22 protein-coding genes are annotated in these 23,698 nt (G+C 42.6%); 3 read left to right on the top strand and 19 right to left on the bottom strand.

Translation table 11 applies throughout. The annotated features are described in order from the left end of the window. Positions 1 to 67: 67 nt before the first annotated feature. The gene (locus tag IGI69_RS07640) at positions 68 to 253 is read left to right on the top strand and encodes a hypothetical protein (RefSeq protein ID WP_005226019.1); all 186 of its coding nucleotides are present in this window, start codon (positions 68 to 70) and stop codon (positions 251 to 253) included. A gap of 60 nt (positions 254 to 313) precedes the next feature. Here IGI69_RS07640 and lepB read toward each other — a convergent pair whose 3' ends face one another. From lepB to clpB, 4 genes are all read right to left on the bottom strand, one after another. Then, on the bottom strand, positions 314 to 883 hold the full coding sequence (lepB, locus tag IGI69_RS07635) for a signal peptidase I (RefSeq protein ID WP_060792036.1): 570 nt from the start codon (positions 881 to 883) through the stop codon (positions 314 to 316). Between the two features lie 166 nt (positions 884 to 1,049). Beyond that, positions 1,050 to 2,003 carry an ABC transporter ATP-binding protein gene (locus IGI69_RS07630; protein ID WP_086295310.1) on the bottom strand — a complete coding sequence of 318 codons (954 nt, stop codon included), beginning with the start codon at positions 2,001 to 2,003 and terminating at the stop codon, positions 1,050 to 1,052. Beyond that, positions 2,000 to 3,541, bottom strand: coding sequence for an ABC transporter permease/substrate-binding protein (locus IGI69_RS07625; RefSeq protein WP_221693052.1), 1,542 nt, complete (start codon positions 3,539 to 3,541; stop codon positions 2,000 to 2,002). The genes IGI69_RS07630 and IGI69_RS07625 overlap by 4 nt, the downstream gene beginning before the upstream one ends. 167 nt (positions 3,542 to 3,708) lie before the next feature. Continuing rightward, complete coding sequence (gene clpB, locus IGI69_RS07620) at positions 3,709 to 6,312, bottom strand: ATP-dependent chaperone ClpB (RefSeq protein WP_086295306.1); 2,604 nt, start codon at positions 6,310 to 6,312, stop codon at positions 3,709 to 3,711. A 309-nt stretch (positions 6,313 to 6,621) separates the two neighbouring features. On the opposite strand from clpB, the gene IGI69_RS07615 reads away from it, so the two are divergent. After that, the gene (locus IGI69_RS07615; protein WP_081117045.1) at positions 6,622 to 8,148 is read left to right on the top strand and encodes an ABC-F family ATP-binding cassette domain-containing protein; all 1,527 of its coding nucleotides are present in this window, start codon (positions 6,622 to 6,624) and stop codon (positions 8,146 to 8,148) included. Positions 8,149 to 8,186: 38 nt separating this feature from the next. On the opposite strand, the gene IGI69_RS07610 is transcribed toward IGI69_RS07615, so the two are convergent. The 12 genes from IGI69_RS07610 to IGI69_RS07555 form a co-directional block, all read right to left on the bottom strand. After that, positions 8,187 to 9,218: a lysylphosphatidylglycerol synthase transmembrane domain-containing protein gene (locus IGI69_RS07610; RefSeq protein ID WP_074535939.1), complete on the bottom strand. Its 1,032-nt coding sequence runs from the start codon at positions 9,216 to 9,218 to the stop codon at positions 8,187 to 8,189. A gap of 27 nt (positions 9,219 to 9,245) precedes the next feature. Beyond that, positions 9,246 to 9,518 carry a DUF1294 domain-containing protein gene (locus IGI69_RS07605; protein ID WP_010748207.1) on the bottom strand — a complete coding sequence of 91 codons (273 nt, stop codon included), beginning with the start codon at positions 9,516 to 9,518 and terminating at the stop codon, positions 9,246 to 9,248. 33 nt (positions 9,519 to 9,551) lie between these two features. Then, positions 9,552 to 10,460, bottom strand: a complete 909-nt coding sequence (locus tag IGI69_RS07600; protein WP_438740280.1) for a diacylglycerol/lipid kinase family protein — start codon at positions 10,458 to 10,460, stop codon at positions 9,552 to 9,554. 99 nt (positions 10,461 to 10,559) lie between these two features. Then, positions 10,560 to 11,792: a peptidase T gene (pepT, locus tag IGI69_RS07595; RefSeq protein WP_005226010.1), complete on the bottom strand. Its 1,233-nt coding sequence runs from the start codon at positions 11,790 to 11,792 to the stop codon at positions 10,560 to 10,562. Positions 11,793 to 11,803: 11 nt separating this feature from the next. After that, positions 11,804 to 12,922 (bottom strand): Nif3-like dinuclear metal center hexameric protein, encoded by a 1,119-nt coding sequence (locus IGI69_RS07590; RefSeq protein ID WP_438740277.1) that lies wholly within the window; start codon positions 12,920 to 12,922, stop codon positions 11,804 to 11,806. Beyond that, positions 12,919 to 13,614, bottom strand: a complete 696-nt coding sequence (locus tag IGI69_RS07585) for a tRNA (adenine(22)-N(1))-methyltransferase (RefSeq protein WP_086295301.1) — start codon at positions 13,612 to 13,614, stop codon at positions 12,919 to 12,921. The genes IGI69_RS07590 and IGI69_RS07585 overlap by 4 nt, the downstream gene beginning before the upstream one ends. A gap of 95 nt (positions 13,615 to 13,709) precedes the next feature. Beyond that, entirely contained in the window at positions 13,710 to 14,171 is a 462-nt protein-coding gene (locus IGI69_RS07580; protein ID WP_309421243.1) for a hypothetical protein, read from the bottom strand. Positions 14,172 to 14,196: 25 nt separating this feature from the next. Beyond that, positions 14,197 to 15,126: a primosomal protein DnaI gene (gene dnaI / locus IGI69_RS07575; RefSeq protein WP_005226006.1), complete on the bottom strand. Its 930-nt coding sequence runs from the start codon at positions 15,124 to 15,126 to the stop codon at positions 14,197 to 14,199. Continuing rightward, a complete protein-coding gene (locus IGI69_RS07570; RefSeq protein WP_438740274.1) occupies positions 15,126 to 16,502 on the bottom strand; it encodes a replication initiation and membrane attachment family protein in 1,377 nt (458 codons plus the stop codon). Before IGI69_RS07570 ends, dnaI begins: the two co-directional genes overlap by 1 nt. 13 nt (positions 16,503 to 16,515) lie before the next feature. Further along, entirely contained in the window at positions 16,516 to 16,986 is a 471-nt protein-coding gene (gene nrdR, locus IGI69_RS07565) for a transcriptional regulator NrdR (RefSeq protein ID WP_005226004.1), read from the bottom strand. Positions 16,987 to 17,189: 203 nt separating this feature from the next. Next, complete coding sequence (locus IGI69_RS07560; protein WP_015509634.1) at positions 17,190 to 17,831, bottom strand: FusB/FusC family EF-G-binding protein; 642 nt, start codon at positions 17,829 to 17,831, stop codon at positions 17,190 to 17,192. A gap of 248 nt (positions 17,832 to 18,079) precedes the next feature. Beyond that, positions 18,080 to 18,418, bottom strand: coding sequence for a CsbD family protein (locus IGI69_RS07555; RefSeq protein WP_438740272.1), 339 nt, complete (start codon positions 18,416 to 18,418; stop codon positions 18,080 to 18,082). Positions 18,419 to 18,586: 168 nt separating this feature from the next. On the opposite strand from IGI69_RS07555, the gene IGI69_RS07550 reads away from it, so the two are divergent. Continuing rightward, positions 18,587 to 19,366, top strand: a complete 780-nt coding sequence (locus tag IGI69_RS07550) for an ABC transporter ATP-binding protein (RefSeq protein ID WP_438740270.1) — start codon at positions 18,587 to 18,589, stop codon at positions 19,364 to 19,366. Positions 19,367 to 19,540: 174 nt separating this feature from the next. Here the strand turns inward: IGI69_RS07550 and coaE are convergent, their stop codons facing one another. From coaE to polA, 3 genes are read right to left on the bottom strand one after another with little or no spacing between them, the layout of a single operon-like run. Further along, positions 19,541 to 20,134, bottom strand: a complete 594-nt coding sequence (coaE, locus tag IGI69_RS07545; protein WP_015509632.1) for a dephospho-CoA kinase — start codon at positions 20,132 to 20,134, stop codon at positions 19,541 to 19,543. Then, positions 20,131 to 20,973 (bottom strand): DNA-formamidopyrimidine glycosylase, encoded by an 843-nt coding sequence (gene mutM / locus IGI69_RS07540; RefSeq protein WP_060792046.1) that lies wholly within the window; start codon positions 20,971 to 20,973, stop codon positions 20,131 to 20,133. The genes coaE and mutM overlap by 4 nt, the downstream gene beginning before the upstream one ends. Positions 20,974 to 20,988: 15 nt before the next feature. Continuing rightward, positions 20,989 to 23,634: a DNA polymerase I gene (gene polA, locus IGI69_RS07535; protein WP_005225998.1), complete on the bottom strand. Its 2,646-nt coding sequence runs from the start codon at positions 23,632 to 23,634 to the stop codon at positions 20,989 to 20,991. Positions 23,635 to 23,698 lie beyond the last annotated feature (64 nt).

The following is a 23,698-nucleotide window of genomic DNA, read 5'->3' as shown; positions in this document are numbered from 1 at the left end:
CCCAAAAAACCATGGTCTGTTATAATTACATTATTCATTTGACGTTGCGTCAGTAAAGGAGAGGCTTATGGTTCTAACAGTGTTTTTTATTTTATGCTGCTTGATTTTTTCATCGATCACCTACGCGTTCTCTAAAGATGCCCGAAAATTTGTCCAACCTTTATCAATCAAAATTATTTTTATTGCATCAGCTATTATTGCGGTTTGGACAATGTTCTTTTCAATGGTTGCATTTGTCGCTTGGGTCATCTAAAAAACATTCTTGCCAGTTGCGGCGTTTTCGCTGCACTGGCAAGAATGTTTTTTCTTTTGATTAAAATAGTTTGATTTGATTCAATGGCCAAAAGCGCAGCAGCACTTTCCCTTCCATTTGATCTTCTGTTACAACCCCGAAACTGCGACTGTCTCTAGAGATCAAACGATTGTCTCCCATCACAAAATAACTGCCTTCAGGAACAGTTACCGTAAAATCGTCGGTAAAGTGTTCCGCACCAGCGGCGATTTGCTGAAACATTTCGCGATAAGAATATTCGTCTTGTAATTGATCGTCTGCAAATTTCTCTTTAAACTCATCTAAATAGGGTTCTTCGTATACTTCTCCATTGATCGTTAGGACATCATCTTTCATCTCGATGGTATCACCGGGTAAACCAATCAACCGCTTGACAGCGATTTTACTTGGATCATCTGGTTCAACACATATCACGATGTCTTGTCGGTCATAGGAGGAGATTTTTGATGCAATCAAACGCTGTTTATCTGCCAACGTCGGGTCCATAGAATGGCCACTGACTTGAACAGGGGTCAGGACAAACAGACGGATGAGAACCACGGCGACGATAAAGAAAAGCAGTAACCAATTTTCTTTGAGAATTTTTACCATAGCTGCTCTTTCGCTCCTTTACTGCATCTTTTGTCATCAGCGAAAGCTTGTTCTGCCATTTTGACAAAAGATATCTTCCTCAATCTTACGTGGAATATTTGCTTTGAGCAAGAGAAATCATCGATTTTAAAAAATTTATGATATTTCTCGTTGCGAAAAGAATCGTTTACGTTCGATCACGACTCAAGAAAGCAAACACATCTTTTCGACGTAGACTCCCTATCAGTTGGTGATTTTCTTCGATCACCACCGTCTCATGACTCGCAAATAAAGTATACAACTCATTTAATGGCGCAGATGCTGCAATTTTCGGGTCAGCTTGATTGATATCATTGCTGAAAAAGTTCATCCGTATCAAATCTCCTGCTGTGACCAGTTTTGCTTCATCTTCCCCGGTTTCTTCAAAGAAGCTTTTCACAAAAGCGGTCTTCGGTTGTGAAACGATGACTTCTGGTGTATCGCATTGAACGATCTTCCCTTGATTCATCACAGCGATGCGCGTCCCTAGTTTTACCGCTTCTTTCATGTTATGCGTGACAAAAATAATCGTCGTCCCAAGCTCTTTGTGCAGATCGAGGACTAGCTCCTGTAAAGAATTACGAGAAATTGGATCAAGGGCACTAAAGGGTTCGTCCATCAGAATGATTTCGGGATTGGCAGCTAACGCGCGCAAGATCCCGATCCGTTGCTGTTCCCCACCAGACAATTCTTTCGGCATTCGATGACGGTACTGCTCTGGGTCAAGTTTGACCTGTGTCAGCAAACGATCCACGGCTTCTGAGCGATCTTTTTTTGACCACCCTAACATCTCTGGGATCACTTCAATATTTTGTTTGACATCCATCGTCGGAAACAGAGCGATTTGTTGGAGAACATACCCCATTTGCCAACGCATCTTTTGAATATTGTATTCTTTGATGCGTTTTTCTTTGAAGTAAATATCACCATCTGTCGGTTCTGACAAGGCGTTGATCATCTTCAAAGTCGTCGTTTTCCCACTCCCAGAAGGACCGACCAAAACAAAGATTTCTCCTTTATTGATACTCAGATCTAATTGATCGATCACTAGTTTTTGATCAAACTTTTTACTGACGTTTTTAAATTCAATAATTGGTGTCATTCTTGTCCCTCCTTAATTAATCCTTCGTCTATCAGGAAGGTACGTGCGACTTCTGCTGGATTTTTTCCTTCGACATTGACCTGATAATTCATTTCACTCATTTGTTCTTCGGTGATTTTCCCTGCCAACTTTTCCAATGCACGGACGACTTCTGGATGTTCCTTGGCAAAGGCTTCTTTCATCAAAGGCGCTCCTTGATAAGGTGGAAATAGTTCCTGATCGTCTTCTAGAATAACTAAGCCATATTGACGCAATTCACTGTCCGTGGAATAGGCATCCAGTAGATTGATATCACCATTATTGATGGCTTGGTAACGCAATGCTGGTTCCATACTTTGGACACTTGGAAAATCTAGCCCATAAAGTTCTTGGATCCCCGCATATCCGTCCGTCCGATCAATGAATTCGAGAGTGAAGCCAGCTTTGATTTGATTTTCGATTTTCTTCAAATCAGAGATCGTGGTTAGTCCATTTTCCTCAGCAAATTCTTTTTTGACAGCCAACGCATAGGTATTTTGATACGCCATCGGCTGAAGCAAGGTCATCTCAAACTGATCCTTCAATAGATTGACTGCTTCGGTATAGGTTTCGTCGGAGTCAAGGTTTTGACTCGCAAGCTTTTCTGGTACCTCAACTAAGCTCTCCAACACGGTACCAGTAAACTCTGGATATATATCAACTTGACCATTGTCCAATGCGCTGAATAAGAAAGAGGTTTTTCCAAAATTTGGCTCTAGTTCAACTTGGGCATCAGGGTCTTCTTGTTCAATCAATTCTTTGTACATGTTGATCAAGATATCAGGTTCAGACCCTAGTTTCCCTGCGATCGTAATGGTTTTGGGAGCAAAAAATCCGCTTTGTGAGAAGGAAACCCCACCAATCAGCAAGATGATTGCTGCCAACGTGATCAAGGTATAGCGCGGTTTTAAATGTTGCAGGTAACGGATCAGGGTACTGAAAACAATCGCCAACAAGGCAGACCCGATCGCACCAATTAACGTTAACTCAGGCGCATTTCGATCGATCCCTAACAAAATAAAGGAACCTAACCCGCCAGCGCCAATCAAAGCGGCCAAGGTCGCTGTTCCGATGATCAAGACCAGCGCCGTGCGAATCCCAGAAATTATGACAGGCAAAGCAATCGGCAACTCGACTTTGATCAATCGGCGCATCCGAGACATACCAAATGCCGCAGCAGCTTCTTCGATTGATGGATCGATCTCCGAAAGGCCAATATAGGTATTTTGAAAGATCGGCAATAATGCATAAATAACTAATGCGATCAATGCAGGTGGCGTTCCGATCCCCACGAATGGAATCAATAAACCTAACAGTGCCAGTGATGGAATCGTCTGCAACACACTCGTTATTTGTAGGCCGACTTCCGCTGCCCGTTTATGATTAACCAGCCAAATAGCTAAAGGAACAGCAATAACGATCGCCACGAGCAGCGCAATGATCGACAATGATAAATGTTCAAAGACAGCTGTCAGCAATTCCCCTTTTCGCTCATTCAACGTTTCAAAAAAAGTATTCATCTTTTCATTCCTCTCCTACTCCATAAGAACAGTATAATCGAAGTGCGAATTTCCTCCAAACAACAAGCAAGGAGAACTTTTTTGTCTTATGTTGAGCGACAAAAAAACGATGGCTGCCAATGAAATGGCAACCATCGTTTTGTATTTATTCATTTGTTCTCTTTTTATTATTCGGTCATTGGCGTATTTTCAAAAACCAGCTGATCGTTCAATAATTCGATGGTGACTTGGGTCTTTGGTAAGACTCTGCCAGCAACGATTTCTTTTGCCAATGGGGTTTCGACTTCTCTCGTGATAAACCGACGGAGAGGACGCGCACCATACGCTGGCTCATAAGCATTTTCAGCGATCCAGCGTTTGGCTTCTTCAGTGATCGTCAACAGTATATCTTGGACTTCCAGTCGTTGTGAAAGCTGTGCGATGATCTTGTCGACGATGCCTGTCACATCGTTTAGACTAAGCGGTGTGAATAAAATCGTATCGTCGATCCGATTTAAGAATTCTGGTTTGAAATGCCCTCTCAAGAGATTACGGACAGTTTCTGCGACAGTTTCTGGGATCGTTCCTTCTGCCGTTACACCATCTAGCAAGACTTGAGAGCCGATATTGCTAGTCATGATCAAGACGGTATTTTTGAAATCAACGACGCGTCCTTTTGAGTCTGTCAAACGGCCATCATCAAGCACTTGCAATAAGATATTGAAGACATCTGGATGGGCTTTTTCGATCTCATCCAATAAGACGATCGTGTATGGATTGCGTCGAACGGCTTCAGTCAATTGTCCACCTTCTTCAAATCCAACATAGCCTGGAGGGGCACCGACCAAACGAGACACCGAATGTTTTTCCATGTATTCGCTCATATCGATCCGAACCATATGCTCTTCAGAGTCAAAGAGGTTGACCGCTAACGCTTTCGCTAATTCGGTCTTACCGACGCCGGTCGGTCCTAAGAACAAGAAGGAACCTAATGGTCGATTTGGATCTTGCAGACCAGCTCGGGAACGAATGACTGCGTCACTGACGGCATCGACTGCCTCATCTTGTCCGATCACTCGTTGATGCAAGGTCTCGTTTAATTTCAACAGTTTTTCTCGTTCGCCCTCCACTAATTTCGCAACAGGGATTCCTGTCAAACGGCCCACGACTAAGGCGATCTCATTTTCTGTCACTGACTCTTGAACCATCCGAATGCCTTCGTCTTGGTTTTTTTCTTCCAATTCAGCGAGTTCTTTTTCCAGTTGGGGAATCGTCCCATGACGAAGAACAGCTGCCCGTTCCAAATCATAGTTATTTTCAGCATCTTCCAACTCATGCTTGGCTTTATCGATCTCTGCCCGTTTATTGGAAACTGCATTGACTTCTTCTTTTTCCGTTTCCCACTGCATTTTCATGGTATTGACTTCTTCACGCAATTCCGCCAATTCTTCTTGTAAAATGCCTAAACGTTTTTTCGATGCATCATCGGATTCTTTTTTCAGTGCGGCTTCCTCGATCTCCAGTTGCATCAACCGTCGAGTGACCTGATCGAGCTCGGTAGGCATCGAATTCATTTCCACCCGAATCGTGGCACTTGCTTCGTCGATCAAATCGATGGCTTTGTCTGGTAAAAAGCGGTCCGTGATATACCGATCAGATAAGGTCGCAGCAGCAACAAGCGCATTGTCATGGATATTGACGCCATGATGGATCTCGAACCGTTCTTTCAAGCCACGTAAAATCGAAATCGTATCTTGAACGGTTGGTTCCTGTACCAGCACTTTTTGGAAACGACGTTCCAAGGCTTTGTCCTTTTCCATGTATTGACGGTATTCATCAAGGGTGGTTGCGCCAATCGTATGCAATTCTCCCCGTGCCAGCATTGGTTTTAGTAAGTTTCCAGCATCCATGCTGCCTTCCGTCTTACCAGCACCTACAATATTGTGGATCTCATCAATAAAGAGAATGATCCGTCCATCGGCTTTTTTCACTTCTTGTAAGACGGCTTTCAAACGCTCTTCAAATTCACCTCGGAACTTGGCACCTGCGATCAAGGCACCCATATCCAGAGAAAAGATCGTTTTGTCTTTTAGGTTTTCTGGGACGTCTTTTCGCACGATCCGTTGAGCCAATCCTTCAACAATGGCTGTTTTACCAACCCCCGGTTCACCAATCAAAACGGGATTGTTTTTTGTTTTCCGAGAAAGGATGCGAATCACGTCGCGAATTTCTTCGTCTCGTCCGATAATGGGGTCCATTTTTCCGCTGCGGACTTGTTGGACCAAGTCAACGCCGTATTTTTCTAATGCTTTGTATTGTTCTTCTTGATTTTGTGAGGTCACACGATCCCCTCCTCTTAATGTTTCGATCGTTTGCTTGATTTCTTTCGCGGTGATTCCTTGTTTCTTTAAATACACCGTCAATGGATGATTTTTCAATTTCATCAACGCATAAAGGACGATTTCTGTGGAAAGATACTCGTCTTGAAATTCATTTTTTAATTGATCTGCCTCAGACAAAAGATGAAACAGATTTTGACTCATGGATTGACCATAACGAACATTTCCTCCTTCAACCGAAGGCAGTTCATCTAGTAGCTGGTCGACTTCCTTTTCAAATGCATCGACATCAAGGCCTGTATCCGTATAAAAATTGCGGCCGAATTGATTGGCTTGCAATAAAATCTTCCATAAATGCGGAATATCGATTTCTTGGTGGTGACGCGTCATGGCAATCTGCTGTGCTTCCGCGATGGCACTCTGTAAGGTAGTCGTCATTTTTTCTGGGTTCATACTTTTCCCTCCCAAAATGGTAGTCAGAAAAATAAGTACGCTGCAAGCAGCATCCTTTTTTCTACTCTTGTATTATACAATATTGGTCAGTAATGGTCAAAAGATTTCCCTCGAAGATCAAGATTTTTTTCAGTATTCTTTCATGAAAATTGACAGATAGGAAGCCGCAATGGTATGCTAGGTCCTGATTGGTCAGGAACTATTGATTTTCCTGATCCTTTTGATCGCTCTTTGGCGATAGTTATTCAGTAAGATTATCTACTTAGCTGTAACGTCTACTGTTTACAGCTTTTTTATATGGAGGAAACGATGTTAACATTAACGAATATTAGCCAACAATTTGGCGACAAATTGCTTTACGAAGATGTTTCCGTTCAAATCAACCGTGGGGAAAAAGTCGGTTTGATTGGACGAAACGGCGCTGGCAAAAGTACTTTAATCAAAATCATTACAGGAGAAATTCTCCCAGACGATGGCTTTGTTCAATTTCCGAAAAATTTGAAAATGGGCTATTTGGATCAATACGTCAATGTTGATGAAACGCAATCGATCCGTGATTTTTTGCGCTCTGCCTTTGCAGAAGACTTCGAAAAAGAACAACAGATCGCAGATCTTTATACTGCTTATGGCGAAAGTCTTGACGATAAGCTTTTAGAAAAAGCCGGCGAATTGCAAAATCAATTGGATCAAGGAAATTTCTATCAAATGGATACATTGATCGATGATTTAGCAGAAGGATTAGGTATTTCGGTTCTCGGCATGGATACCCCCCTCGCTTCCTTAAGTGGTGGTCAACGCTCAAAACTGATCTTAGCAAAAATGCTGCTAGAAAAACCCGACATGCTGATTTTAGATGAACCGACCAACCACTTAGATGATGAGCATATCAAATGGCTGGTTGAGTTTTTACAGGACTTTACTGGTACCTACTTAGTCGTTTCTCATGATCGTCAATTCTTGAATGAAATCACGACCCATATCATTGATATCGAATTTGGCAAGCTTTCTAAGTATACGGGGAATTTAGACAAAGCATTAAAGCTAAAAACGCTGCAAAATGAAAGTTATATGAAGCAATACGAAGCACAACAAGAGCATATCAAGAAAACCGAAAGCTATATTCGTAAATACAAAGCTGGTTCTCGTTCAACAATGGCAAAGAGTCGTGAAAAACAATTGGCAAAAATCGAACGTTTGACCCCACCCCAAGATGTCCCTAAACCGCATCTAGGATTTGATTTGGCACCGATCGTTACGACCTTGGCATTAGAGACGACCAATCTAGTGATCGGTTATGACCAAAAGCCTTTACTATCGCCAATCAACCTAACGATCCGCTATGGCGAAAAAATTGCGATTCGGGGATTTAATGGGATCGGTAAATCGACGTTGATCAAAACAATACTTGGTGTGATCCCTGCAATTGAAGGAACCGTTTCTTACCCACAGCATACAAAGTTTAATTACTTTTCTCAAGATCTTGACTGGGAGTATCCATTACAGACGCCTCTGCAATACCTCGAGGATCTTTTCCCAAAGGCAACCAACAAAGAATTGCGACGACAACTTTCTCGTGCGGGATTACCTAGCCAGCTTGCTCAAGAGGAATTGAAATTATTAAGTGGTGGCGAGCAGACAAAAGTGAAGTTAGCTGAAATGATGCTGATCAAAAGCAACTTTTTGATTCTTGATGAACCGACCAACCATATAGATCAAGACACGAAAAACAATTTGGAAGAAACCCTGGCAACTTTTCCCGGAACCGTTCTGATCGTTTCCCATGAAGCTGAATTCTATGAATCCTTTGTTGATCGGATCATTGATTTGAAAGACTAAAAAAAACGCTTATCCTCTACTCGAAGATAAGCGTTTTTTTAACTTTCCACTTTTTCTTTTCTGAGCTCTGTCAGCTCTTGGCTAATGTCTTTGCGCTTTTCTTTCATTACATATGCAAAACCAATAATGAAGGGCCAAATGAATGTCGCTAAGCGATACAGCAGCATAGAAGATGCTGCATCGACTGTGCCGACTAATGGACCAAAAAGCAGCATATAAATAAATTCAAAGGAACCGATCCCTGCCGGTGTTGGAATCACCCCGGACAAGACGACGGCAAAGCTGATGAAGGATAACGTCAACAAGAAATCGATCTCTGGGTGCTGCACGACAAGAATCACATAAGGGATCACGTACCAAGGCAGCATCTTCAAAAGATTCCAAAGATAGATGCGTAAGAAAGCGGTGCGGTCGGTAATGATCGCATTGACCGTTTCTCGCAAAGAATAGATCTGGGTGTTGCATTTGTCAACGATCCCTCTTAACGCTGCACTTTTGAATAGCTTATTGCTGACGATCACAAAAAAGACTTGAATGTTGATACTGACAGAAAGTGCCAATAAAGCGGCAATGATCAAAAAGACGAGTACGATCCCCGCCAATATCACCCAAATCATATTCGGCGCATTGTCATAAAATAGCGAGAATTGAATGATCAACCCAGCGATCGCATAAGTCAATATGGCAAACTTATACATCACCATGTGTAAGGTGGTGACCCCAACCCCTTGCGACAACTGCAAGCCATTTTTACGATAAAAATTCACTTCTGAGATCAAGGTGCCCGCGCCAAAGGTCACAATTCGGTAAAACCCACTGTAACAGACGGTCAGAAACCCCGCCTTGGTGGTGAATTCCGGTTGGAAAGTCACAGCAATCTCTTTGACCGTTCGTCCTTCAATCACTAGGTACAATGTGCCAAGCCCCATAACCAGTAAGACGACGAGAAAGCTGGTCTCTCTTAGCCCCGCTAAAATTTCCATCATCGAGTTACGGACAAAAAAATACATCACACCCAGAATGCCTACTAATAAAAGTAAATTAAGGGCGAACTTCACTTTAGTTTTCATATTAACTCCTTGCTTGTTAAACCGAATTTATGCAAAAAAGACCATCAGCAGGATAGCAAAAACGGTGCCGAAAGCAAAAAAGAAATAAAACTTCTTCTTTCTTGTTTTATGGCGAAACACGCGTTGCGCGATCAAACCGCCTAATCCGCCGCCAATCGCCCCCATAAAAAGGAGATTTGCTTCGGGAACCCGCCAACCTTGTTTTACTGCCTGATATTTATCATAACCCATCAGACAGAAAAGATAAAGATTGACTGCAATTAAATAAAACCACAATGGATTGTAAATCAGTGCATCCATCCATTTCCTCCATATGATTGATCGTAGGGACCATTATTTTGATTCTTGTGCTTCCTCAGGTACCAACATCGTCAACCCGTGCTTGATGACTTTCATGTCGATTGGCAGATCATCCGTTGGATCGCCGTCGGTCCGAGTATGAACCGTTTTTTCTTTCGCCTTGATCGAGACCTTTGCGGCAGTGAAATATTCAACACTTGGTACTTTGGCAATTCTACCACGAATAATTCTTGGCAAATACAAAATAAACCGTAAAATGTTCAATTTTGGCAAAAGAATAACATGGAACAAGCCATCGTCAGGTTTTGCTTCTTCATCAAAGTTCTTAAACCCACCTGCTGAATTCGACATAACGATCGTCAGTAATTGACTTTTCCCCTGCCATTTCCGTTCGTCAGCAATGACTTCCAATTTGTATTGTTTCTTTTTGATCAACAGATGAATGAACCGTTTCATAAACGCCAACGGACCGTACTGTTGTTTTTCTTCTTGGGAAGTTGCTGCTGCTGTATCTGCCAAAAGACCAATGGTCATCGTCGAGATCATTACTTGATCATTGACCATCCCATAATCGATCGGACGTTCAACCCCTGTTAAAATATTCTCAAACGCTTCTTCTGGCTTGACTGGTATACCTAACATTCGAGCGAAGTTATTTACCGTTCCTCCAGGAATGATCCCGATCTTCAGCTCATCCAGCTTTTCTTTGAATGTTTGCAGCCCATGATGGATCGTTCCATCCCCACCAATAATAACAATCGTATCGACCGCATGTTTCTTGGCTGCCTCTTTAACATCCTCAGGGTCAACATCGGGATTTGATGCTTGTAAAAACACTTGATGCTCATCGCCTTGTTCGTTCACATAGGCTTGGAATTTTTCTGCTGTTTCTTTTGCTTCACTTTTCCCCGCTGTATCGTTGTATAATACGAGAATTTTCATCCTATTCACATCCTTATAAAAGGCCGGGCCTTACGCAAGACCTGCGTGAAGAGTTCCCAGCCCTAAAGTTGTTCTTTTCTTTCAATGAAGAAGCTGCTGCTATGCTTGCGCATTCAGTTCGGCGATTTTCACAATCACATCGGTCGCTTTCATCATTGATTGTAGTGAGACGAACTCATAACGTCCGTGCATATTTTCTCCACCAGCAAAGATATTCGGGGTTGGAATCCCTAGATAGGAGATTTTCGAGCCATCGGTCCCACCACGGACAGGTTCTGTCATCGGTGTGATTCCAACTGCTTTCATCGCATCTTTCGCTAAATCAATGATGCTCATATCTTTTTCGATGATTTCTTTCATGTTGTAGTATTGATCATATAGATGTACGTGCACTCGTGGTTCATCAAAGCGGGCATTCAAGCTTTCTTGAACCGCTAATAATTGTGCTTTTCTTTCTTCGAAACGACTCCGGTCATGATCTCGAATAATGTATGCCATTTTCGCTTCTTCTACTGAACCACTAAGGCTCATCAAATGGAAGAACCCTTCTGTCCCTTCGGTTTTCTCAGGAACTTCATCAGCAGGTAGCGCATTTTGAAAATCGACTGCTAGTTGCAAGGCGTTGATCATGGTGTCTTTAGCTGTTCCAGGGTGGACATTCTTTCCTTGGATCGTAATTTCAGCTTGCGCCGCATTGAAGGTTTCGTATTGCAATTCTCCTACTGGACCGCCATCCATTGTATAGGCAAAATCAACATTGAAATCTTCAACATCGAATTTATCGGCACCAACACCAATTTCTTCATCAGGTCCAAATGCGACTTTGATTTCCCCATGCTTGATCGTTGGGTTTTTCAGTAAAATTTCCATGGCTGTCATGATTTCTGCAATACCTGACTTATCATCAGAACCTAATAAAGTGGTACCATCAGTAGTGATCAAGGTTTCGCCAGCATAATTTTTTAAATTCGGAAAATCTTTTGTGTTTAATGTGTATTTTCCTTCTTTATCTAATTTAATGGTCGATTCGCCATCGTAATTTTCGATGATCTGCGGATCAACATTTTCTGCATTAAAATCGGCGGTATCCATATGGGCGATAAAACCGATGGAGCGCACGTCATGATCGACGTTACTTGGTAATGTTGCGATCACGAAACCATTGGATTCATTGTAATGAACATCGCTTAACCCTAGTTCTTCAAGTTCTTTTTGCAGTTCTTTAGCAAACGCGACTTGTGTTTGGGTGGAAGGTGTTGTGGTGCTTGTCGCATCTGAGCGAGTTTCTGTTTTGACATATTTTAAAAAGCGAGGCAATAAATTTTCGTACATAAAAGATTCTCCTATCTATAGTCAAATGGATTTGTTGAAGTGGTGGAAGGAACAAAGGTCACAGCCCAGTTCTCTTCTGCTTTCCACTGATAGAATTTCTCAATAAACCAAGGAATACATTCCTTTTCGATGTTGTGCCCTGGATCGATCCCGATCAACCCATTGGCTTGCATGTCATGGGCGAAATGGTAACTGATATCGCCAGTGATGTACACATCCGCTTGATGGCGTAAGGCATCGGAATAAAACGATTGACCACTGCCGCCACAAATGGCGATTCGCTGAATTTTTTCAGGTGCATTAGGAAAACTGACAACCCGTAAAGCAGTCAAACCAAACCGCTCTTTGACACGTGCGACAAACTGATCAATGGAAAGAGGCTCAGCGAGGTTGCCAACCCGTCCGATTCCATAGGTCTTCGGCAAATTGTCTAAGGCATACAGATCATAAGCTGGCTCTTCGTAAGGATGAGCAGCGATCATTGCCGAAAGGACCTTTTTCTCGATCGTTTCTGGAAAAATGACTTCGATTTTCGCTTCTTGCACCTGTTCTTCTTTTCCGATCTCACCGATGGCAGGATGCGCCGCTTGCTGTGGTGTAAAGCGACCGGTGCCAATCAATGAATAGCTGGTGTTTTGGTAATTGCCTTGCTGACCAGCACCAGCTTTTCCTAATGCCTTTCGCAATGCTGGTGCCGATTCAACAGGTGTAAATACAGCTAGTTTCTTCATTTTTACTTGATGGGTTTGCTTCAAGTACGTATCTGGTTCAACTTCTAGCAGTTCACAAAACCAATCGTTCAAACCGTCTTCAATAATATCCATATTGGTGTGGGCGGCGTAAACGGCGATATCATGCTTGACGAGATCCATCAACATCTTTTGTTGCGGATCATCGGTCAGCAAGCGGTTCAAAGGGCGAAAGATCGGTGGATGTTTCGCGATGATCAAGTCGATCTTTTTCTCGATGGCTTCGGTTACCACTTCTGGACGTACATCAAGGGTCATCATGACTCGCTCGAGGGGTTTGTTTAATGTACCAACATGCAGACCAACAGGATCGCCTTCTTCTGCCAACCATAACGGGCAGTATGCTTCAAAGCGTTTGATAAATTCTTGACCAGAAATCATGCCAGTACCTCCTTGATCCATTCGATTTGTTCTTTCAATTCATTCATTTTCTCAGCAGGTGGTTCTTTGGCTTTCTCTAACTCTTTGACCACTCGTTGACGCTGCTTCAATTCATGCTGCCATTTTTTATAAAAAACTGGATTTTTTTCTTTTAATAAAAAGGGACCAAAAAATAATTGCTGGGTCGTGTACGTCGCTTTTCCAGTTTCCGCAACGATGATTTCATAATTTTTGTCATTTTCTTCTAACAGCACTTCATGAGTGATCGTAAAATTGTGATCAACGAGCCATTCCCGCAAGGTCCTTTCGCCAACATTCGGTTGTAAGACCAAACGTTTGACCCCCGCTAAGCGATTTTTTCTGCTGCCTTCTTCTAAAATAGAGCGAATCAAAGTTCCCCCCATTCCAGCAACAACAACCGTGTCGATCTTATCTGCTGGCTGAATAGCGTCCAATCCGTCTGCTAAGCGCACCACGATCTTCTCTGTTAGCCCGTTTTTACGTACTTGTTTACTGGCAGAATCATAAGGTCCTTGAACGACTTCTCCAGCTACAGCATAAGTGATTTTGTTCTGCAGCATCAATGCCACAGGTAAATAAGCATGGTCGGAGCCGATGTCGGCGATACGTGCTTGGTCGGGAATTTGTTCGCCCACGCAAGCCAAACGATCCGATAATGCATGTTCGTTCATATTGTCACTCCTTCTTTCGTAGTATAACACGCTTTCCATAAATAGAAAAAAATGTGCGTCTTGACTGTGGTGCCATTGCCAAGGCGCACATTGCATTAATCGTTCACTAATTCAACCTTTTGAATCGAGTTACCGGGAATTTGCGGTGGGATCGACATCGTCATGATCGGGACGCCTTGCAGCGACACTTGGACTTTGTCTCCTTCAACTAACTCCTCGATCTCTCCTGAATAGACCTCGATAGGGACATGGAGAATGACCCCATCATTTTGAAAACTTTGGACGACTTGATCCTCATCTTCAACTGCCGCTACGTCTTTCAAAAATAATTGAAAGGTATCATCTGAACCTGCTCGGGCATCTTCTTGAATAATACCAGTAAAAACCGTCGCTGTTTCGCTCTCTGAAGAACTATTGGCAACGGAACTAGTATTCTCACTTGATTCAGAAGGCGTGTTATCGCCACTTGATGCATTGTTGTTTTCGGGACTGCCACAAGCCGTTAACAGCAGCACTGCTGCTAAGGACAAGCCTAGAATCACTTGTTTTTTCATCATCTTCTTCCTCCAGTAATGGTCATTTTTAGGCATCATTTCGTCGATTTTTGCCCGTCATTTGGATTTCTTGTGTCAAGTAACGAATACGCTCCATAATACGTTTGGCTTTCAATGGTTCGGATTCGCCGCGTTGCGTTACTGAAAGATGCTGCTCTAACTCATGCATGGTAAAATTCGAGGTGAAGAACGTCGGGAGTTGCTCTTGCATTCGGTATTGTAGAATCACACCGAAGACTTCATCACGAATCCAACTACTCATCGCATCCGCACCGATATCGTCCATCATTAAGATTGGGGCTTTTTTCACTGCGTTCAGCTTATCCCCCACCTGATCTTTGCCGATTGCTTGTTTCATCTCTACTGCAAATGTCGGGAAGTGAACCAATGTCGTCGTGTAGCCTGCCTCCGCTAAATCTCTGGCGATCGCGCCAAGCAGATAGGTTTTTCCGATCCCAAAACTCCCCACAAAGTAAAGTCCTTTATGAAACTCCTGTGGATTGGCTGTCAACTCACTAATAAAATCAACGGCAGCTGCGATGGCCTCCATTCGGCCAGGCGTTTGCTGATAATCTGCAAAACTTGCTTCTTGTATATCTTTAGGCATATCCATCGCTTTGATGCGACTGCGGATCTCTTCTTGTTTCTGATATGCCAGTAGTTCTTTCGTTGGTACATAGGTGACGTCAATAAAATGAAAATTTAACGCTAAGCGCGGCTCATAGCCCGGTGCGATCATGGATGGATCATTGATGCGGAATTTCCGCTTTTCTTGGACGAACTCATATAGTTTCGCATAGCTTTTTTGAATATCTGCTTCGGTCAATACCTCTTCATTTTCGGCAATAAATGCTTTGACATCAGGATCTTGTAAAACCTCTGCCATCATTGCTGAAAACTGATCACGGTAATTGCGTTTATCCAATAGTTTTCCTAAGTTTTTCCCTACATCTTCCATTACTTGTCACCAGCTTTCTTATGCAAGTAGTTTTGCAGTTTTTTATCTAATTCTGCTTGTCGCTCTGGCGTTAATGCTGTCTCTTCCACTGGTTTTTCAGCCCAAGAAGGCAGCTTTTCTTCGCGAATGATTTTTTTGCCGCTGGTTTGTGGTCGGCTGCGTTTTTCCTTGGCACTTCGAACAAGGCTCCGAACATGTTTGATGGCATCTTCTGCCGTACCAATTTTTAATTCTGACCACTGGGCGGCGATATTGTTCACATAATTCCCTGACAAAGCGGCATTGTTTTGGACCACCAAGACATAATGAACCAGAACATTGATCACACTATTTGGCAATGGTGACCGTTCGACAAGGCTCTTGATCAGCCATTGTTCTGAATCGGTCATAAAACTGTTTTTCTCCGCTTTGATCGCCTTGAGAAAAGCGATCGGTGCATTGTTCTCACTTTCTTGAATCAATAAGACATCATTTTCTGAAAAACCATTCTGTTTTAAGGTATTGAAGCGGCGCAACTGACTTTCCGCTTGGGGATCTTCTCTTTTTGATGTTTTCGTGAATGTTTGCCGTGATTTCTTCATGATAGCTTGTTCCAGCTTCTTCTGGTCGACCTCGCCTGTTGTCAAAGAAACATTGTCCGCCATCAAATCCAACAATTCCAACACATCATAGCCATATAAAGAATGGTATAGAACTAACTTTTGTCGAAAACTTGGCGTGAAATTAGCGGCACGGATATACCGACGCTGCGCTTCATATAAAAGAAAGTCCCAATCCAACTGCTTTTCGTCAAGCACCAAGTTCGCTTTGGTTTCTTGAAAAGAATCACTGACTGCCTGTAACGTTTCTTCATGGGAAGCAAAACGTGCGGTATTTAACCCATAGGCGGCTGAGAAGGATTGAGTCACTTCCTGATAATCGGTCAAGGAACACTGCTTTGGTTGATACAACTTGACCAGCTGATTAAATTTACGCTCTCCGACTCTTTCCAACAACAGATAAACATACAATTCATCTTGAAAAAACGCTGCTGGATGGACCGGTTCTTGCAACCAATACAGATACGAGCTCCCGTTTTGAGCATCTGCTTTCTCATAAGACTTTAGCAAGCCGATGCCCTCTAAGTTTTGCTTGGCTTTTATGAAGCGAGGCATTCCCGCATTCATGGCATTCAAGATATCGAGATGCACGGCCGTCATCGACTCCTCGCCAGAAAAGCTTTGGGCTTGGACATCGCTTGCGAGTGTCAAATACAACGCTAAAGCATCACTTTCAATAATTGGTTGATACAAATAAATGAGGGCGTCTTTCCCTTCCGTTGTAAGTGGACGGCTTTTGAACACTTTGTACGATTGATTCGGTAAACTATTGCCCACTTGTTGTCCCCCTCTATTCTTGTGGTTCTTTCGCTTTTTCGACGATGTCTTGTAGTTCTTTCAAGAAAACTGACATGTCTTTAAACTGGCGATAGACACTGGCAAAACGGATATAAGCGATCTCGTCTAAATCAACTAAATCCTCCATCACATACTCACCAATCTGTGTTGTAGAAATTTCATTTTCACCAAGAGCACGAACACGACTTTCCACATGATCGACGATCGTTTCCATCTGATCCATTGTCACTGGACGTTTTTCAGCAGAACGAATCAACCCCCGTAGGATTTTTTCTCGATTGAATTCTTCACGGGCACCATTCTTCTTAATCACAAGTAGGGGTGCCTCTTCGATACGTTCAAATGTTGTAAAGCGATAGCCGCAATTTTCGCATTCACGACGGCGGCGAATCACACGTCCATCATCGGCTTGTCGACTATCAACTACCCTAGAATTGTTATGATGACATTTTGGACATTGCATAGTTCCACCTCATTTTCTCTCTTATGCGCTTACGTATTTACGTAAAGTCATCGGTTTCTATGATTAATTATAACATGAAATCCGTTGGTACAATAGCCAAAGTGGTTTATTCTGTTCATTTATTACAAAATTTAAATAATGTTATAACTACTGTTTTTTTGAATTTGAAAAAACGGCAGAAATCTTTCTGCCGTTTCATTTCGTTATTTATCTTTCATTTGCAGCAAAGAAACAAAGTCATGCAAATTTGCTGGCTGTTCCATCTGCTGATTGCACCGTTGGCTATCACGACAAATATAGTTCCCCCGTTTGGTATACGTTCCATCGCCATTGCTTTTCGTCAGAGAAAGAAACATCGAGACATTCCCTTCATGCTGACACAAGGGACAGATTCCTTTCTTGACCTCGGTTGAGACATGACCGTGAAGTCCTGTAAAGCCCTGCTCAGTGGCAATGATCATAAACTTACTTTGACTACCGATATCATCCCAAGAAAGATAGGTGGTCTCTTTTAAATCAACGGAAGCAAAATCAGGTATTTTCAGTTTTTTTACTTTCCGAAACATTTTTTCAATTTGTTTTGTTGTCGGTACCTGAAAGGGTCGGACGTACTCTTTGAGCTCTGTTAATAGCTCATTGCTGCGACTGATCGTCATCCCCGGTTGAAAGAAAGCAGCTAAAATTTCTCGTGGTGCTGTTTCTTCTTCAGGAAAAAATTGTTCTATGGCGTCTTTTGTCATCGTTTCAACCGTTTTGATCGTTCGAGGATCATTGACCGATTGATACGTTCGTACTAATTGGTATACTTGATGTTTAATTGAATGAAATTGGTAAGGTTCGATCATAAAAAAGCCTTCTTTCTAATTTTCCGTTTCCTATTGCGGCTGTTCTACTTTCTTGACAGTCGTACACAATGCATAAATAAGCATTTGATGACCACCTCCCAATTTCTTTGCTTCTTTCCACGCGATCTTAATGGATTATAATGAGAGGTTGAGAAATTGTCAACTGTGTAGGTGGTTGTCTTTCAACCTCTCTTTGGTCTCATTAACAAAAAATGCCTCGTCTAGAAGACGAAGGCATCCATGTTTGTTTATAATTTATCTTCAATTCCTGTGTAATGCTTCAGCTGGTCTGCATCCCGTCGATCATTCGAAGAAATTTTATTTGCATCGGGATTTTCAGCTCGCAATAGTTCTTCGCTGCTGACATTTTCAGGGGTGGTTCGATCATTGCGGGCATCACGCTCAGCATTTTGATCATCTAGTTCATTGACTCGTTTTTGATCGTGCTCTTTCTTGATTTGACCTTCTTGTGCTTGTTCTTTCCCAGAGTGGGCAAGTTCTTCATTGTTGGTCCACTCACCGATTTTTTCTTTGGCTTTGCCAACGATCACATCTTTTTCATCTTTAAAAGTACCCATAGTTATCATCCCTCCTGTATAGTTTCATCATAACAAGCATTCTGTTTTCTGACAAAAGATATGAATGCGATACCAAACAGTCAGCAAAATGTTTTTCTTTATGCTATAATATGAGCGATTATTTTCTGAATATTCATACAACTGGAGGTGAAGAACCTGTCTAAGGTTCGACAATAGATGACAATCCTCGATTTCCAACAGGTTTCTTTCGTTCGCGACAAGAACTATTTATTAAAAGCAATCAATTGGCAAGTGAAAAAAAATGAGCATTGGGCGATTTTAGGGCTGAATGGTGCTGGCAAAAGTTTATTACTCCAAATGATCACGGGAAGCTTATGGCCTTCTTCTGGTCAACGAACGGTCTTAGGTGAGCGTTACGGAAAAACGTCTGTGCCCGATCTTCAACGGCGCATTGGTTGGGTCAGTTCAGCGCTGCAAAGCAAGTTTTATGGTCGCGATCTTGCCGAAGAAATCGTTCTTTCGGGGCTTTATTCCAGTATTGGTCTTTATGCGTCCTACGAAGAAGAGCAGCTGATCCAAGCAAAAGAGCTTTTGGCTGACTTAGGTTTGTCGCATCTGATCCATCGTTCCTATCATGTCCTTTCGCAAGGGGAAAAACAATTTGTCATGATCGCACGTGCCATGATGGCACAACCAGAGATCCTCATTTTGGACGAACCTTGTACGGGCCTTGATTTATTTGCGCGAGAAGAACTGCTAACCCGTCTGCAGGCTTTTTCACAGCTGCCGAATACGCCGACTCTTCTTTACGTTACCCATCATACGGAAGAGCTACTACCGATTTTCACTCATTTGCTGATGTTAAAAAACGGCAAAGTCCACGCCGCTGGTCAACGAGAGACGATTTTTACTGAGGAGGTTCTCACCTCTTTTTATGATCAGCCGATCATTCTTCACCCCTTTTCCAGCAATCGCGTGATCGTGACCCCAAAATAAATCAGGGCTGGTACTTTGATATTTAACCATTCATACACGATCGTCTTACTTTCCAAACCAAACAGTTTCCGACATGTTTCAGCGCCAGTTGTTTTTGGAAATGATAGGGGTAGGTTTGCTATTGAAAGATAAAATAGCAGGTTCCCTTTTACTGAAGGGAACCTGCTGTCTTATCTATTTGTTTAAGGATGCTAACCAATCATCGATCTGCTGATTGAGTTGGGCGATCGTTCCTTGATTATCAAAGACAATATCTGCCCGTTGTTTCTTTTTCTCAATGGAAAGCTGACTGTCGATTCGTTGTTGCGCTTCTTGCTCACTCAGTTGATTACGTGCCATCAACCGCTCTTTTTGAAGCGCTTCTGGCACATAAACGACTGCGGTTTGATCCATGTATTGGTCGTAGTCGGCTTCATAAAGCAAAGGAATGTCAACGATCAACAAGGGCACTTGCTGCCTTTTTTCTTCGATCTGAGACAAAATCTCTTGTCGAATAAATGGCGACAGCGTCTGATTCAGCAAGCGACGTTTTTCTGGATCATTAAATATCAGGGCACCGAGGGTTTGCCGATCCAGGTGTCCGTCATCGGTCAAAATCTGCGGACCAAAGGCTTGTGTCACCGCCTGCAAGCCCTCCGTATTCGGTTCAACGACTTCTCTGGCGATGATATCGGCATCAATAATCGGTAAGCCCAGTGAGCGAAAATGCGCGACTGCGGTACTTTTCCCAGTGGCGATCCCGCCAGTGACCCCTAAGACAAAACTCATTTGCTGGACCTCACATGCAATTTTTGGCACTGAGGACAAAAGTGCGTCCCCCGTTGGGCAACCTTGGTCTTGACGATTGGTGTCCCGCATCGCCCGCAAGGATTGCCCGTTTGGCCATAGACATTTAATGACATTTGGAATTTTCCTGCTTCGCCCAATGCATTGAGATAGGTCCGAATGGTTGTCCCCCCTGCTTCAACGGCGCGTTCCAAGACATCGATGATCGCTTGATGCAACACGTTGGCTTCTGCTGGGGTGAGCGAATCTGCTGGTTGTTCAGGATGGATCTTCGCTTGCCATAGCGCCTCATCTACATAAATATTGCCCAAACCAGTCACAAGTTTTTGATCTAACAAAAGGGGTTTGATGGCTTTTTTAGACCGCTTTAAGCCTTGCTCAAATGCTTCCAATAAAAACAATTCAGGCTTAGGCTCAGGACCTAATTGCATGATGCCTTTATAGGCTGCGCTTTGGTCTTTATCCACTAAAGTCATACGACCAAATTTTCTTACATCATGGTAATTTAACTGACTGCCATCTGTAAAATGGAAAATGACATGTGTATGTTTATCGACAATCGGGTCTGACTCAAAATACTCGTACTTGCCTTCCATTCGTAGATGAGAGATCAGATCATAATCTGTCAATTTAAAAATCAAAAATTTTCCACGTCGTTCAAATTTTTCAAAACGTTGCCCTTTCAACAGTGCCGAAAAGATCGGCACTTCAGGACTTTCGATGATTCGCGGCCAAAGGATCTCGACCGATTCGATCGTTTTATTTAAAACAAGTTTTTCAAGTCCTTTGCGGACCGTTTCAACTTCTGGTAATTCAGGCACCTCTGTTCACCTCATTTATTTTGCATCGTACCATGTTTTGCCCCAATTGCTGTCTGTCAGTAAAGGGACATGCAATGCAACGGCTTGCTCCATCACTTCTTTCACTAAAGCGTCAAGACGAGGCAATTCAGATTCAGGTACTTCAAAGACTAGTTCATCGTGTACTTGCAGCAGCATCGTTGCTGCTAATTTTTCTTCTTTCAAACGTTTCGCCAAATCGATCATGGCAATCTTTAAGATATCCGCCGCACTGCCTTGGATCGGTGTATTGATGGCGGTTCTTTCAGCAAAAGTCCGAATATTGAAATTGCGCGAATTGATATCAGGTAGGTAACGACGGCGATGATACAAGGTTTCAACGTACCCTTTGTCCTTCGCCTCACGAACCACATCCTCCATATACGTTTTCACACCAGGATATTTTTCAAAATACGTATCAATGTATTGTTGGGCGGCTTTTCTGGTGATTCCTAGATTCTGGGATAAGCCATAATCGGAAATACCATAAACGATACCAAAGTTGACCGCTTTGGCTTGACGACGCATATTTGGTGTCACATCTTCTGCTTTTTCGATACCAAAGACTCGCATCGCTGTGCTTGAGTGAATATCTTGACCTTCGATAAAGGCTTCTTTCAAATGGGTATCATCTGAAATATGTGCCAATACCCGTAATTCGATTTGAGAGTAGTCAGAAGAATAGATCACCCAATCAGCTTCTCGTGGCACAAAGGCTTCACGGATCTTTCGACCTTCTTCTAAACGAATCGGAATGTTTTGCAGGTTCGGATCGACAGAACTTAAACGACCAGTTTGAGTCAAGGTTTGTACATATCGTGTATGGACTTTGCCATCCCCTTGGATCACTTTTAATAAGCCTTCTACATAGGTTGATTGGATCTTAGCGATTTGACGATAAGTCAAAATGTCTTCAACGATCGGTGCTTGCTCTTTTAGTTGTTCTAACACATCGACGGCTGTCGAATAGCCAGTCTTGGTTTTTTTGATGACTGGTAAGCCCATTTTTTCAAATAAGATCACACCCAGTTGTTTCGGTGAGTTTAAGTTGAAGGTTTCACCAGCTTCGGCGTAGATTTTTTCTTCAATTTCATGCAACCGTTGCGCAAATTCGCCCTTCATCTGATGCAAGCGAGACGCATCAACTTTGATTCCAGTAATCTCCATATCAGCTAAAATCATTGATAAAGGCAATTCCATTTCTTCAAATAGCGCTGTTTGATTCTTCGCTGCCAATTCTTCCGTAAGCTTTGGTGTTAGGTTCGTAATCGCTGCTACTTTACGGGCTAAATGAGCAAAGAAGTCTTCCTCATCCGCTGGCAGACCTTTTTTCGCACCTTTTCCATAAATCGCTTCATCCGATTGGATCGCATCATAGCCATAGTGAGCGGCAACACCTGCGATGTCATTATTCGTATCATTCGTGTCTAAAAGATAAGCTGCCAATAAAACATCAAAAGCGATTCCTTTTGGTGCTGTCGTGTATCGGTTTAATGCCACATACGTGCGTTTGGCATCATAGACGAATTTTTTACGCTCCTCGTCTTTTAACCAATTGGTAAAGACTGGACTTTCAAACAATTCTTCACGATTGCTGACATAAATTTTTTCTTGATTGCCCCAAGCAACACCGACGATGTCTTCCAAATGATAGTTATCCCCCATCATCTCGACATACAATGCTGTGTCTCCTTGGAACATATCTTCTGTTACTTCTTCAACGACCGAAAACAAAATGTCTTCCATCTCAACTGGTTCAGCTGTAATCTGCAACTTCTCTAAGAAGCTATTAAAGTTCATTTCTTGGTAGAATGGCACCAATTTCTCTAAATCTTTGCCTTCATATTTCAGTTTGTCGACATCGACCTCAATGGGCGCATCCACATCGATGGTTGCTAATTGTTTTGAAAGAAAGGCGATCTCACGGTCATTGATCAGGTTTTCTTTCATCTTGCTTTTTTTCATTTCATCGATGTGTTCATAGATCCCCTCAACGGAGCCATATTCCTTCAATAGCTTGATGGCTGTCTTCTCACCAATTTTGGTGACACCAGGAATATTATCGGAAGCATCGCCGGCTAGTCCTTTCATGTCGATGATTTGTAAGGGCGTTAGGCCGTCATATTTTTCAGCCACATGAGCGGGCGTATAACTTTCAATTTCGCTAACTCCTTTGACCGTAATGTCAACTTTCACGTGCTCCGTTGCCAGCTGGGTCAAATCGCGATCGCCAGATAAAACGACGACATCAAACAGCTCTTTGTCGACTTTATTCGCCAATGTACCAATAATATCATCGGCTTCGTAATTATCTAATTCGTAATATTGAACACCTAACGCGTTGATCAATTCGCGAATGTAAGGCATTTGTTCTTTAAATTCCCCAGGGGTTTTTGAACGTCCGCCTTTATAGTCTTCATACATCGCTGTCCTGAAGGTGGTTTTTCCAGCATCAAAAGCCACTAAAACATGTGTTGGCTGTTCTTTTGCCATCACATTTTCAAACATAGTATGAAACGCATAGATGGCATTTGTGTGCAGCCCATTGGCATTTTTAAACCGTTCTAATGAATTATGCAACGCAAAAAACGCGCGAAAAGCCACACTATTTCCATCAACGAGTAGTAATTTATTTTTTGGCATTTGATTACTCCTTTTCTCAAAAAGTTCCTCTTTATTCTATCAAAGAACGGGCACAAAAGCGATG

This window comes from Enterococcus sp. DIV1083b, from assembly GCF_051713705.1.
Lineage (GTDB): Bacteria > Bacillota > Bacilli > Lactobacillales > Enterococcaceae > Enterococcus_D > Enterococcus_D casseliflavus.
The sequence above is the reverse complement of the archived record's forward strand: the minus strand, read 5'-3'. Positions and strand labels throughout refer to the sequence as shown.